The sequence below is a fragment of the Caulobacter sp. FG121 genome (assembly GCF_057809815.1).
Genome location: NZ_JBMDKR010000003.1, coordinates 314,943 through 327,775, shown reverse-complemented (window position 1 = coordinate 327,775; position 12,833 = coordinate 314,943). Strand labels below are relative to the sequence as shown.

The window sequence follows — 12,833 nt, the reverse complement described above, 5'->3', positions numbered from 1 at the left end:
CTGTTAGCGGATTCCGCTCGAAATGTCAGGACGGGCGAGTGAAGATGACGGCATGAAACAGGATCGCAGAACGGTCGCCGCCGCCCTCGTCAGCCTTCCGCTGCTGGGCGGCGTGGCGCGGGCCCAGACACCGCCGGTTAAGGTCGTCATCGAGACCGCCGTCGGGACCATCACGGTGGAGCTTTACGGCGACAAGGCCCCGATCACGGTCGGCAACTTCCTGCGCTATGTCGACGAGAAGCGCTTCGACGGCGGCGAGTTCTATCGCACCGTCCGCGTAGAGGCCTTGCCGAACGCGGGGCTGGTGCAGGGCGGTTGCCACGGCGACCGCAAGCGGCTGTTGCCGCCGATCGCACATGAGCCGACCAGCCAGACCGGCCTCCGCCACAAGGTCGGGACCCTGTCCATGCCGCGCCGGGAACTGGGTTCGGCCAACGGCGAGTTCTTCATCTGCCTCGAAGACGCGCCCTGGTACGATGTCAATCCGATCAAGCCGGGCGACAACCTCGGCTACGCGGCTTTCGGCCAGGTGATCGAGGGCATCGACGTGGTGCTGGCCATTCACGCGATGCCGGTCTCCGCGACCGAAGGCGCGGACTACGGCATGGCCGGTCAGATCCTCGATCCGCCGGTGAAGTTCCGGTCGGCCAGGCGGGTCTGATCAGGCGCGCCGCAGCGCGCGGCGGCCGGCCCAGACGAAGCCTGCCACGAAGGGCAGCACCAGCAGCACCAGCAGGAGGCCGATCGCGGCGGCGCCGGGAATGGTCAGGTACTGTCCCAGCTGCACCTTGCTGGTGTCCGCGGTGACCAGCAGGTCCCGCGCCAGCGGCGCGCCGATGATCACGGCGAAGGCCAGGCTCGACAGGGCCACGAACGCCATCGCGGCGCGCGCCTTCGAGAGCGCCAGGAAGGCCCCCAGCACCGCGACAACCCAGACGGCTCCGGCGGTGATCGTCACCGGCAGGCCGCCGGCCGCGCTCAGCAGTCCGAAGCCGTAGCCCGCATACTGGGGATCGAGATAGCCGCGCACCGGGGCGGCGGAGTGAAGGCCCGCGACGACGAGATGGGCCAGACCGACAAAGGCGGCCGGCGCGCCGGCCTTCGCCCGCCGGGCCACGAGGGTCCAGATGAGCAGCAGAACCGCTGATACGCCCAGCGCGACCCAGGCCCAGTTGATCTGACTGACGTCCATGACCGTCTCCGAGGAAGGGCGGGCACCGTGGCCGAGCCGGGAAGGGCCGACCAGTGAATTCCCCGGTGGGCTGAACTCAGGCGCTGGCGAGCGCGCTCTGGAACAGCAGGGCGCCGTCGGCGGAGCCCAGCTCGACCTCGAAGGCGCGGTCGGGGTGGGGCATCATGCCCAGCACGTTGCCGGCCTCGTTGACGATGCCGGCGATGTCACGGGCCGAGCCGTTGGGATTGTCGAGGTAACGGAAGACCACCTGGCCCTGACCCTCGATCCGGTCCAGCGTCGCCTCGTCGGCGAAGAAATTGCCCTCGCCGTTGCCCACCGTCATCGTCACCTCCCGACGGCCCTGGTAGGCGGCGGTGAAGCGGGTCTGGGCGTTGGTGACCTCCAGCGCCACGGGCTTGCAGACGTATTTCAGGCCCTCGTTGCGCAGCAGGGCGCCGGGCAGCAGGCCGGCCTCGCAGAGGATCTGGAAGCCGTTGCAGATGCCGACCGTGGCCACGCCGCGCTCTGCCGCGGCCTTGACCGCCTGCATCACCGGCGACAGCGCCGCCATCGCTCCGCAGCGCAGGTAGTCGCCGTAGGAAAAGCCGCCTGGCAGCACGATCAGGTCCAGACCGTCCGGCAGGTCGCTGTCGCCATGCCAGACCATGTCGACGGAAGCGCCGGTCGAGCGCTCGATGGCGACCTTGCAGTCCCGGTCACAGTTGGAGCCGGGGAAGACGATGACGGCGGCTTTCACCTAGGCGATCTCCACCCGGTAGCTTTCGATAACGGTGTTGGCGAGCAGCTTGTCGCACATGGCCTTCACCTCGACCTCGGCGGTGGCCTTGTCGGCGCCGGGCAGGTCAAAGGTGATCACCCGGCCGACGCGGACGTCCTTCGCATCGGCCCAGCCCAGGCCGTGCAGGGCGCTCTCGACGGCCTTGCCCTGAACGTCGAGGACGCCGGGCTTGAGGAAGACGTGGACGGTGGCTTTCATCGGCAGACTCGAAATCCCTAGTGCAGGCCGCCGCGGATGACGGTCGGCATTTCCTTCATGATCCCCAGGCGACGGGCGACCTCGGTATAGCTCTCGATCACCTCGCCCATGTCGCGGCGGAAGCGATCCTTGTCGAGCTTTTCGTTGGTCGTCGAATCCCACAGCCGGCAGCTGTCCGGGCTGATCTCATCGGCCAGGATGATGCGGGAGAACTCGCCGTCGTAGATCCGGCCGAACTCGATCTTGAAGTCGACCAGGGTGATGCCGACGGCCGCGAACATCCCGCACAGGAAGTCGTTGATGCGCAGGGTCAGGGCCATGATGTCGTCGATCTCCTGGGTGGTGGCCCAGTTGAATGCGGTGATGTGCTCCTCGGCGACCAGCGGGTCGCCCAGCTTGTCGTCCTTCAGACAGAACTCGATGATCGAGCGGGGCAGGGGCGTGCCTTCCTCAAGGCCCAGGCGCGTCGCAAGGCTGCCGGCGGCGATGTTGCGGCAGATCACCTCAAGCGGAACGATCTCGACTTCCTTGATCAGCTGCTCGCGCAGGTTCAGGCGCTTGATGAAGTGGGTCGGGATGCCGATCACGCCAAGCTTGAGCATGACGAATTCGCTGATGCGGTTGTTGATGACGCCCTTGCCCTCGAGAACCGCCTTCTTCTGGGCGTTGAACGCCGTCGCGTCGTCCTTGAAATACTGGATCAGGGTGCCGGGTTCGGGACCCTCGTATAGGATCTTGGCCTTGCCCTCGTAGATCTTCTTGCGGCGGGTCGTCATCTGGGTGTTCCCCGTGGGGGCGCTTGGCGGCCATGAGAAACAAAAAGCGCGCGCGGGCGGGAGGCCGGCGCGCGGGGTTGTCGACTCAGGGCCGCTGTCGCTGAAGTCGACCCTGAAACTACCCGAACGGGGGAAGCCGCGCAAACCCGGAGCCGGTGGCCGCACGCATCTCATTGCGGCGGCGCACACAAGGGGATATCAGGGCGCCCGTAAAGACCACTGGAGTTTTCATGAGCACGTTCGACGATCGCGAAAAGGGCTTCGAGAAGAAGTTCGCGCATGACGCCGAGCAGGACTTCAAGGCCGCCGCCCGTCGCAACCGCATGCTTGCGGAATGGGCCGCCGGCCTGATGGGCCTGGAATCGGTCGAGGAATACGTGCGCGCCGTGGTGAAGGCCGATTTTGAACAACCCGGCGATGACGACGTCCTGCGCAAGGTCTTCGGCGACCTCAAGGGCTCGGGCGTGACCGTCAGCGAGGGCGAGGTCCGGATGAAGATGGACGAGCTGCTGGCCCAGGCCCGCGATCAGATGAAAAACGGCGGCTAGTCTTCGAGGGCCCTTCGCAGGCCCCTCCATCTGGCCGCCTTTTCGATGAAGCGCTGGCTTGCATGGGCCGGGCTGGACGACGGCAGCGTCACCAGTTCCAGCCGGTCTGCGTGCGTCGCCAGCAGCCTGCCGCCGTCCCGGGCCGCCTTGCCGCCGTTGAACGCCACCATCCGCAGGTCGGGCAGGGTCTCCACCAGCGCCGCCAGGTCGTTGTGCGTGGCGTCCCGGATGGCCGTGTCGAGGCTGCCGGGGCGCGTGGCCTCGCCGACAACGTCCCAGAGGCCGACCCGATGGCGCAGCAGCGCGGCCAGGCGGTCGTCATAGGGCAGGGCGGCGATCTCTTCGCCGATGACCTCACCCATCAGCCGCCAGAAGGCGTTTTGTGGATGGGCGTAGTAGCGGCCGGCCGCCAGCGAGGCCTCGCCGGGCAGGCTGCCCAGCACCAGCAGCCGCGTGTCTGCCGCGACGACCGGCGGGAAGCTGCGCTTACGCGTTGGCCTGTTCCCCGAACACCCGGGTGAAGATCGTGTCCACGTGTTTGAAGTGGTAGCCGTTGTCGAACAGGTCCTCGAGTTCGGCTTCGGTCATGTTGGCGCTGACGAACGGGTCGGCCTTGAGGAAGTCGATGAACCGGCCCTCGCCGCGCCAGACCCTCATCGCGTTGCTCTGGACGGCCGCATAGGCCTCCTCGCGGCTGACGTCCTTGTGGGTCAGGGCCAGCATGACGCGCTGGCTGTGAACCAGGCCGCCGAGGCGGTCGAGGTTCTTGAGCATGTTCTCCGGATAGATCACCAGCCGCTCGACCACCCCGGCCAGGCGGCGCAGGGCGAAGTCGAGGTGGATCGAGGCGTCCGGCGCGATACCGCGCTCGACCGAGGAGTGGCTGATGTCGCGCTCATGCCAGAGGGCGACGTTCTCAAGCGCCGGCACGACCGCCGAGCGGACCAGACGGGCGAGACCCGTCAGGTTCTCGGTCAGGATCGGGTTGCGCTTGTGCGGCATGGCCGAGCTGCCCTTCTGGCCGGGATCGAAGGGCTCTTCGGCCTCCAGCACCTCGGTACGCTGCAGGTGGCGGATCTCGATGGCCAGCCGCTCGATCGAGCTGGCGACCACGGCCAGCGCCGCAAACCAGGCGGCGTGGCGGTCACGGGGAATGACCTGGGTCGAGACGGGCTCGACGACCAGGCCCATCTTGTCGGCGACATGCTGTTCGACCCGCGGGTCGACGTTGGCGAAAGTGCCGACGGCGCCGCTGATGGCGCAGGTCGCGATCTCGAACCTGGCCATGGCCAGCCGTTCCTTGGCCCGCTGGAACTCGGCGTAGTGGCCGGCCAGCTTCAGGCCGAAAGTGGTCGGCTCGGCGTGAATGCCGTGGCTGCGGCCGACGGTCGGGGTCAGCTTGTGCTCGAAGGCGCGACGCTTGAGCGCGGCCAGCACCAGATCGACGTCTTCCAGCAGCAGATCAGTGGCGCGCGACATCTGCACGGCCAGGCAGGTGTCCAGCACGTCGCTGCTGGTCATGCCCTGGTGCAGGAAGCGGGCTTCGGGACCGACCACTTCCGACACGTGGGTCAGGAAGGCGATGACGTCGTGTTTGGTGGTCCGTTCGATCTCATCGATGCGGTCTGAGTCCCAGACGGCGTCCTTGCCGCCGGCCCAGATGGCCTCCGCGGCGGCCTTGGGGATCGTCCCAAGCTCCGCCATGGCGTCGGCCGCGTGGGCCTCGATCTCGAACCAGATCTTGTACCGGGTCTCGGGAGACCAGATGGCGACGGCGTCGGGGCGGGCGTAGCGAGGGATCATGCCGCCCGCTACGCCCTTGACGCCCTTACCGTCAACCGCCCGCGGTCGACTTCATGTGTTTGACCATGCCGATGGCCGCCAGGAAGTAGTGCACCGAGGCCCAGGCATAGAAGCAGAGCGAGATGATGATCGCCTGCCGCGTGCCCATCGAGCCGGCCGTGTGACAGGCCGCGCCCAGCGCCTCGGCCGCGCCCTCCGGCGCCTTGCCGCCGGGGCATTCCTTGATGAAGTCGCCGACGCCGACATCGCCGCTGAAGCCCTGGAACAGGCCCGCCACGCCGAGACCCGGGTGACTGAAGTTGAACTGGCCGAGCATGTCACTGAGCCAGCCGGTGAACACCGGCCCGCCGCCCAGGGCGATCAGGTTGAGGAAGAAGAACAGCAGGGCCGTAGCGGTCGCCCGCTGCGTCACCGGCACCGAGTTCTGCACCACGCCGAACGTCGGGCCCAGGTAGGTGTAGTGGAAGATGCCCGGCACCAGCAGGATCATGGCCGCGGCCTGCCAGGTGTTCTGCAGATAGGCGGCGATGTAGATCGGGGTGGCGATCATCAGGCCGATGGCCGGCACCAGCGGATACCAGATGGCGCTCTTGCGAGCCGCGCGATCCGCGACGAAACCGCCGACCAGCGTCCCGATGCCGGCCGAGAAGCCGCCGACCAGGCCGGTGATCAGGCCCACGGTCGCATAGTCGAGGCCGAACTGGCGGACGAAATAGGCCGGCACGAATGCGCCCGAGCCGTAGGATCCGAACGAGGCGATGGTTACGCCGAGCACCATGTGCAGGACCGGCCACTTGCCGAACAGCACCTTGGCCACGCCGCCCAGTTCCCGGAACTCCTCGCCGAGCGAGAACGGCTTCGGCGTCGCCGCGACGGGCGCGGTGACATCTTCCGGCTCGATCGGATGTTCGACGACGTCGGAATGTCCGCGCGGCGGCTCCTTGACCAGCCACTTGAACAGCAGCGCCAGGATCAGGCCTGGCAGGCCGACGACGACGAAGGCGACCCGCCAGCTGAAGGCCTGGGTCAGCCAGCCGCCCGCCACGGCGCCGATCATCGTCCCCAGCGGAATGCCAAAGGCGTAGATCGACAGGGCGGACGCCCGCTTCTTCGGTTCGAAATAGTCGCTGATCAGCGAATGGGACGGGGGCGAACAGCCCGCCTCGCCGATGCCGACGCCGAAGCGGAGGATGGCCAGCATGACGAAGTTCTGGGCGGCGCCGCACAGCGCCGTGAAGCCGGACCAGATGATCAGCGACCAGGTGATGATGTTGACCCGGCTCTTGCGCTCGGCCAGCCGGGCGATCGGGATTCCAAGGGTCGTGTATAGCAGGGCGAAATACAGGCCGCCGAGCAGCCCCAGCTGGGTGTCGGTCAGTTTCAGGTCAACCTTGATGGCCTGACCGATGGTGGCGATGATCGTCCGGTCGATGAAGTTGAACGTGTAGGCCGCCAGCAGCATGCCGAGCACGAGCGTCTTGTAGCCGTTCGTATAGATGGGCCGCGCGGTCCCCCCCGCCGTCGCATCGGTCATCCGGATAGTCCTCCCTTGTTCGTTGGCGGCACTCTAGCGGCGCCGACCAGCGCATCGCCAGCAGCGAATTGAAAGAGCGGTATGGCGTTAGCTGACCATCTCTTCGCGGATCGTCTTGCGCGCGGTCCAGAACAGGCCGGCGGCCACCAGGCCGAACAGGGTCGAAACGATCAGGGCCCAGCGGATCCCCTGGGCCGGGCCCATGCCCATCCCCTCGCCGAACAGGTCGCTGAGAATGCCCACGCCGAGCGGGCCCAAACCCAGACCGATCAGATTGATGATGAACAGGATCATCGCCGCGGCCGTCGCCCGCGCGTGCGGCGGCACCAAGCACTGCGCCGAGGCGTAGACCGGCCCGTACCACAGGGTGCCCAGCAGAGCCGGCACGGCCAGGATCGGGATCGCCCAGGCGGCCGATGGAACCGAGACCGCGGTGATGTAGATCGGAATGGTCACCAGGGAGGCGATGGCGGGCACCACGACGTAGCCGCGCAGGTCCTTGGCGGCGTAGCGGTCGGCGATCACGCCGCCCAGCCAGGCGCCCAGGATGCCTGCCACCCCGCCCATGGCGCTCAGCGCAACGCCCAAGAAGCCGCGCGATTCCAGTCCGAATGCGGCGGCCAGCCGGGCCACCTCGGCCCCGTGTTCGCGCAGGAAGAAGGACACCGTGAACGGCGCGTGGCCATAGCCGATGAAGGCCTTGATCGAGGCGGCGAAGGCGATCAGCCAGAAGGTCTTCTTGGTGGCCAGGATCGCCAGGGCGGCCTTCAGCGTCGGGCTGGCCGTGGCGACAGCGCCGCTGGCCAAGGCCGTGGCGGCCATCGCCGCCTTGAACTTCTTGCGCGGCTCGACCAGCGTCAGAGCGGCGATGATGGCGACGATGACTCCCGGTGCGCCGGCGATCAGGAAGGCCGTCCTCCAGCCGTAAGCGTCGGCGACCAGGCCGCCCAGCACCAGGCCCACGACCGTCCCCAGCGGGGTGCCGATGGAATAGAAGGCGATCGCCGAGGCGCGGTTTGCCTTGGGCACATAGTCGGTGATCAGCGAATGCGCCGGCGGCGTGCAGCCGGCCTCACCGACCCCCACCCCGATCCGGTAGAGCAGCAGCGACCAGAAGCTCCCGGCGACGCTGCACAGCGCGGTGAATCCGCTCCAGACGAAGACGGCTCCGGCGATGATGTACCCCCGGTGCCGGGTCTCGGCCATGCGGGCGATCGGGATGCCGAGGGTGGTGTAGAACACCGCGAAGGCGAGGCCCGACAGCGCGCCCAGCTGCCAGTCGCGCAGCCCGAACTCGATCTTGATGTCCTCCATCAGGATGTTGAGCACCTGACGATCAAGGAAGTTGAGCGTGTAGATGACCAGAAGCAGGCCCAGCGCGTAACGCCGGTAGGCGTCGCTCACCAGGGGCACGGCGGGGCTCGCGGAATCGGGGGCCAGGGCCTGGGACGGCGCGGTGGCGTCGGTCATGCGGGGCTTCCTTCCGGTTGAGGCTTCCAGGCGGTCCTAGCTGACCATGTCGCGCTTGATCGTGCCGCGCGCGATCCAGAACAGCACGGCCGCCACCAGCATCGAGGAGGCCGAGGTCATCAGGGCCCAGCGGATGCCTTCGCCGGCGCCCATGCCCAGTCCGTCGGCATAGAAGTCGCTCAGCGCCCCCACCGCCAGCGGTCCGAAGCCGAGGCCGATCAGATTGATGATAAACAGGATGACCGCGGCCGCGGTGGCGCGCGTTTGCGGCCGAACCAGCCCCTGTACGCTGCCGTAGACCGGGCCGTACCACATGGAATTGAGGAAGGTCGGAATGGCCAGCGCGGCCATGGCGGCGGCCATCGAGGGCGTGGTCATCCCGTAGATGTAGAAAGGCGCGCCGATGACGGCTGCGACGGCGGGCAGGGTCATCTGGCCCTGGGGGCCTTTCTTGCCGAGGCGGTCGCCGATCACACCGCCCATGAAGGACCCCAGGATGCCGGCGACGCCGCCGATGATCCCCAGGGCCAGTCCAAGGAAGCCCGCCGTCCCGAGGCCGAAGCCCTGGGCGGTGGCCGCCGCCTCGGCGGCGTGATTGCGGAAATAGAACGAGCCGATGAAGGCGGCGCTGCCGTAGCCGGCGAAGGCGATGATCGCCGCGCCGAACGCCATCAGCCAGAAGGTCTTCTTGGCGGCGATTTCGCGCAGGGCCTCGCCAACACCCGGGCCGGCGTGGGGAGCCCCCTTGATCGCCGCCTTGCGCGGTTCCTTCAGGGTGAAGAACGCCAACAGGGCCATCACCACACCCGGCGCGCCCGCCACGAGGAAGGCCGCCCGCCAGCCCCAGGCATCGGCGATCACCCCGCCCATGGCCATGCCGAGCAGCGAGCCAAGCGGCGTGCCGATGGAATAGAAGGCGATCGCTGAAGCGCGCTTGTCCCTGGGCACATAGTCCGTGATCAGCGAATGGGCTGGCGGGGTGCAGCCGGCTTCGCCGACGCCGACGCCGATGCGCGCGAGGATCAACTGCGGGAAGGTTTGTGCGACGCCGCACAGCAGGGTGAAGCCGCTCCAGGCGGCGATGGCGCCGGAGATGATCCAGGCCCGGTTGGCCCGCTCCGCAAGCCGGGCGATGGGCAGACCCAGCACGGTGTAGAACAGGGCGAAGGCCAGGCCGGTCATCATGCCCAGCTGCCAGTCGTGGAGGCCCAGATCCTTCTTGATCGGCTCGGCCAGGATGTTGACCACCTGCCGGTCGAGGAAGTTCAGCGTGTAGACGACGAGCAGGAGGGTCAGGGCGTAACGGCGGTAGCCGTCGCTGACCAGGGGGACAGACTCGGGAGCGACAGACTCCTCCGCCGGCGCAACTGCGTCGGTCATCTGAACGCTCCTCCCTGTCAAACGCTTGTTCTGTTTGTTGCGGCACCTTACGTGCGGGTCAGCGCGCAAAGGCAATAACGGCTGCGTGATCACAGGGAGGAGCAGGCGGACATGGAACTCGTCATCGGCACCAAGATCTGGTCGACCTGGTCGCTGCGGCCCTGGCTGGTGATCCGGCGGACCGGCGCGCCGTTCACCGAAACCCTCGTTCAGCTGCGTGAGGTCGAGACCTCCACGACAGAGATCCTCAAACACTCCCCCTCGGGCCTGGTGCCGGTGCTCAAGGACGGCGACCTGACGATCTGGGATTCGCTGGCGATCAGCGAGTATCTGGCCGAGCGCTTTCCGGCGGCGAATCTCTGGCCGTCGGATCCCGCCGACCGCGCCCTGGCCCGGGCCGCCACGGCCGAGATGCACAGCGGTTTCGGGTCCCTGCGCGGGGAGTGTCCGATGGACCTGTCCCTGATGACGAAAGCCGACCTGACGCCGGCGACGCAGGCCAATGTCCGCCGACTGGTCCAGCTCTGGTCGGGCCTGCTGGATAGATCCGGCGGCCCCTTCCTGTTCGGCGACTGGACCATCGCCGACGCGTTTTTTACCCCGGTGGCGACTCGTTTCCGCAGCTACGGCATCCACGCCAGCGACTACGGCGATACTGGCGCGGCCGGGCGGTACGTAGAGCAACTGCTGGAAACGCCGGACTTCCTCGCCTGGGAAAAGGACGCCACGACCGTTTGATCACGGACTGGCGCCCGCGAGTTGACTCGCCCGTGATCGAGCGGCGTGATCCAGAGGCGTTCCCAAACGTAGACTGTGCGGGGGCACGGAGACGACCATGCTGATCCGACACGCCGGCGACCTGACCGAAAACGATGTGACGCCGCACGACGTCTATCTGCGACGCCGCGAATTCCTCGCGCTCGGCGCCGCGGGCATCGGGCTGGGTCTGGCGGGCGAGGCCGCTGCGATCCCGTTGAAGGGCAATCCGAGCCCCTATTCGACGACCGAGCCGAAGACCTCGAAAGAGGACGTCACCGGCTACAACAATTTCTATGAATTTGGCGTCGACAAGGACGACCCGGCCCGCAACGCCGGCTCGCTGAAGACCAGCCCCTGGACCATCAAGATCGACGGCGAGTGCGCCAAACCGGGCACGGTCGACCTCGCCAGCTTTCTGCGCGGCAACACCCTGCAGGACCGGGTCTATCGCCACCGCTGTGTCGAAGGCTGGTCCATGGTCATCCCTTGGCTCGGCGTGCCGCTGGCCGATCTGCTGAAGCGTTACCAGCCGACCAGCAAGGCGAAGTACGTCGCCTTCGAAACCCTCTATCGGCCCGAGGAAATGCCCGGCCAGAAGCGCCGTGTGCTCGACTGGCCCTATCGCGAAGGTCTGCGCATGGACGAGGCGATGAACCCGCTCGCGTTCATGGCGGTCGGCCTCTACGGCGAGACCCTGCTGAACCAGAACGGCGCGCCGATGCGGCTGGTCGTGCCGTGGAAATACGGCTTCAAGAGCATCAAGAGCATCGTTCGCATCAGCTTCACCGAGACCCAGCCCCGTACCGCCTGGAACATGTCGGCGCCGCAGGAATACGGCTTCTATTCCAATGTGAACCCGCAAGTGGACCACCCGCGCTGGTCCCAGGCCTCCGAACGGCGCATCGGTGAATTCCGCCGCCGGCCAACGCTGATGTTCAACGGCTACGGCGACCAGGTGGCGTCGCTCTATCGCGGCATGGACCTGAAGAAGTTCTACTGATGAACCGCAAGACCGTGGACGGGATCGTCATCTGGGCGGTCTCGCTGGCCTGCCTGCTGCCCCTGCTGTGGCTGGTATGGCGCGGCTACCAGGGCGAGCTGGGCGCCAATCCGATCGAGAAGGTCATTCGCAATCTCGGCGTCTGGGGTCTGCGCCTGTTGATCATCGGCCTGACCATCACGCCGCTGGCCAGGATCCTGAAAAAGCCGCGCCTGATCCGGGTGCGGCGACCGATCGGCCTGTTCGCGTTCGGCTATATCGTGCTGCACCTGTCGACCTACATCGGCGTGGACCAGTATTTCGACTGGCACGCCATCTGGAAGGACATCCTCAAGCGGCCTTTCATCACGATCGGCATGGCGGCCTTCGTGATGCTGATCCCGATGGCGGCGACGTCGTTCAACGCCGCGATCCGCCGGCTCGGGCCGCTGAACTGGCGTCGACTGCACCGGCTGATCTACCTGATCGTGCCGATGGGCGTGGTGCACTATTTCCTGCTGGTGAAAGCCGATCACCGCCCACCGCTGATCTACGGCGCGATCGTGCTGCTGTTGCTGGGATATCGGGCGGTCGCGGCCGCCCGGGCAAGGGCCTAGAACAGCCCCAGCGCCTTGAAGCTGGCGACGCCCTCGCGGCCGACGACCAGATGGTCGTGCACCGAGATTTTCAGGCTGCGCCCGGCCTCGACGACCTGCCGGGTCATGTCGATGTCCTGGCGGCTGGGCGTCGGGTCGCCGCTGGGGTGGTTGTGCACCAGAATGACCGCGCTGGCCGACAGCTCGAGCGCCCGACGCATGACCTCGCGCGGGTAGACCGGCGCATGGTCGACGGTGCCGCGGTTCAGCACCTCGTCGGCGATCAGCTGGTTCTTGTTGTCGAGGAACAGCACCCGGAACTGCTCGCGCGGCTCATTGGCGAGGGCGACCTTCACATAGGCCAGCAGGGCGCTCCAGGAGCCAATGACGGTGCGCTTGCGGATCGTCTCGCGACCCACTCGCAGGGTGGCTTCGCCCAGCAGCCGCAGATCCAGCGCCGCCGCCTCGCCGATGCCCGGGACGGATTTCAGATCCTCCACCGACGCCGTCAGCACCGCCCCCAAGGCGCCGAACCGCGCCAGCAAGGCCTTGGCCCGCGGTTTGACCTCGCCGCGCGGAAAGGTGCGGAACAGGAACAGTTCGAGGATTTCGTAGTCAGGTAGGGCGTCGAGGCTCTTCAGCGCCCGCCCGCGCAGCCGCTCCCGGTGTCCGAGGTGGTGAGCCTGGGTCGTTGATACGTCCTGTGACAAGTGGCCCCGCGCCGCAAAGTCAGTTCTCGGGGTGATAATGCATTGCGCGGCAGGGTTGTGTAAACGGCACTGGTCGCGCAAGATTGACTTTGGATTTAATGTAGTTA

At 67.1% G+C, this 12,833-nt stretch carries 15 protein-coding genes; 5 read left to right on the top strand and 10 right to left on the bottom strand.

What is annotated here, in order from left to right; genetic code table 11:
* Positions 1 to 52 precede the first annotated feature (52 nt).
* A complete protein-coding gene (locus tag ACODSL_RS10530) occupies positions 53 to 661 on the top strand; it encodes a peptidylprolyl isomerase (protein ID WP_488900625.1) in 609 nt (202 codons plus the stop codon).
* On the opposite strand, the gene ACODSL_RS10525 is transcribed toward ACODSL_RS10530, so the two are convergent.
* The 4 genes from ACODSL_RS10525 to purC all read right to left on the bottom strand — a co-directional run bounded on the left by ACODSL_RS10525 (position 662) and on the right by purC (position 2,947).
* Positions 662 to 1,192 (bottom strand): hypothetical protein, encoded by a 531-nt coding sequence (locus ACODSL_RS10525; protein ID WP_488900624.1) that lies wholly within the window; start codon positions 1,190 to 1,192, stop codon positions 662 to 664.
* Positions 1,193 to 1,268: 76 nt separating this feature from the next.
* Positions 1,269 to 1,931, bottom strand: a complete 663-nt coding sequence (gene purQ / locus ACODSL_RS10520) for a phosphoribosylformylglycinamidine synthase subunit PurQ (RefSeq protein WP_488900623.1) — start codon at positions 1,929 to 1,931, stop codon at positions 1,269 to 1,271.
* Positions 1,932 to 2,171 carry a phosphoribosylformylglycinamidine synthase subunit PurS gene (purS, locus tag ACODSL_RS10515; protein WP_488900622.1) on the bottom strand — a complete coding sequence of 80 codons (240 nt, stop codon included), beginning with the start codon at positions 2,169 to 2,171 and terminating at the stop codon, positions 1,932 to 1,934. It lies immediately after the preceding gene.
* Between the two features lie 17 nt (positions 2,172 to 2,188).
* On the bottom strand, positions 2,189 to 2,947 hold the full coding sequence (gene purC / locus ACODSL_RS10510) for a phosphoribosylaminoimidazolesuccinocarboxamide synthase (RefSeq protein ID WP_488900621.1): 759 nt from the start codon (positions 2,945 to 2,947) through the stop codon (positions 2,189 to 2,191).
* Between the two features lie 230 nt (positions 2,948 to 3,177).
* On the opposite strand from purC, the gene ACODSL_RS10505 reads away from it, so the two are divergent.
* Entirely contained in the window at positions 3,178 to 3,495 is a 318-nt protein-coding gene (locus tag ACODSL_RS10505; protein ID WP_488900620.1) for a DUF1476 domain-containing protein, read from the top strand.
* Here the strand turns inward: ACODSL_RS10505 and ACODSL_RS10500 are convergent.
* From ACODSL_RS10500 to ACODSL_RS10480, 5 genes are all read right to left on the bottom strand, one after another.
* A complete protein-coding gene (locus ACODSL_RS10500) occupies positions 3,492 to 3,938 on the bottom strand; it encodes a DNA-deoxyinosine glycosylase (protein WP_488900619.1) in 447 nt (148 codons plus the stop codon). The genes ACODSL_RS10505 and ACODSL_RS10500 overlap by 4 nt on opposite strands.
* 43 nt (positions 3,939 to 3,981) lie before the next feature.
* A complete protein-coding gene (gene purB / locus ACODSL_RS10495; protein ID WP_488900618.1) occupies positions 3,982 to 5,298 on the bottom strand; it encodes an adenylosuccinate lyase in 1,317 nt (438 codons plus the stop codon).
* A 31-nt stretch (positions 5,299 to 5,329) separates the two neighbouring features.
* On the bottom strand, positions 5,330 to 6,832 hold the full coding sequence (locus ACODSL_RS10490) for a spinster family MFS transporter (protein WP_488900617.1): 1,503 nt from the start codon (positions 6,830 to 6,832) through the stop codon (positions 5,330 to 5,332).
* A gap of 87 nt (positions 6,833 to 6,919) precedes the next feature.
* The gene (locus tag ACODSL_RS10485) at positions 6,920 to 8,302 is read right to left on the bottom strand and encodes a spinster family MFS transporter (protein ID WP_488900616.1); all 1,383 of its coding nucleotides are present in this window, start codon (positions 8,300 to 8,302) and stop codon (positions 6,920 to 6,922) included.
* Between the two features lie 36 nt (positions 8,303 to 8,338).
* Positions 8,339 to 9,682, bottom strand: a complete 1,344-nt coding sequence (locus ACODSL_RS10480) for a spinster family MFS transporter (RefSeq protein WP_488900615.1) — start codon at positions 9,680 to 9,682, stop codon at positions 8,339 to 8,341.
* Between the two features lie 111 nt (positions 9,683 to 9,793).
* Here ACODSL_RS10480 and ACODSL_RS10475 point away from each other — a divergent pair, with 111 nt between their 5' ends.
* The 3 genes from ACODSL_RS10475 to msrQ all read left to right on the top strand — a co-directional run bounded on the left by ACODSL_RS10475 (position 9,794) and on the right by msrQ (position 12,037).
* A complete protein-coding gene (locus ACODSL_RS10475; protein WP_488900614.1) occupies positions 9,794 to 10,420 on the top strand; it encodes a glutathione S-transferase family protein in 627 nt (208 codons plus the stop codon).
* 97 nt (positions 10,421 to 10,517) lie between these two features.
* Positions 10,518 to 11,441 (top strand): protein-methionine-sulfoxide reductase catalytic subunit MsrP, encoded by a 924-nt coding sequence (msrP, locus tag ACODSL_RS10470; protein WP_488900613.1) that lies wholly within the window; start codon positions 10,518 to 10,520, stop codon positions 11,439 to 11,441.
* On the top strand, positions 11,441 to 12,037 hold the full coding sequence (msrQ, locus tag ACODSL_RS10465) for a protein-methionine-sulfoxide reductase heme-binding subunit MsrQ (RefSeq protein WP_488900612.1): 597 nt from the start codon (positions 11,441 to 11,443) through the stop codon (positions 12,035 to 12,037). The genes msrP and msrQ overlap by 1 nt, the downstream gene beginning before the upstream one ends.
* Here the strand turns inward: msrQ and radC are convergent.
* The gene (gene radC / locus ACODSL_RS10460) at positions 12,034 to 12,726 is read right to left on the bottom strand and encodes a RadC family protein (protein WP_488900611.1); all 693 of its coding nucleotides are present in this window, start codon (positions 12,724 to 12,726) and stop codon (positions 12,034 to 12,036) included. The two genes, msrQ and radC, sit on opposite strands and share 4 nt — an antisense overlap.
* Between the last annotated feature and the right edge of the window lie 107 nt (positions 12,727 to 12,833).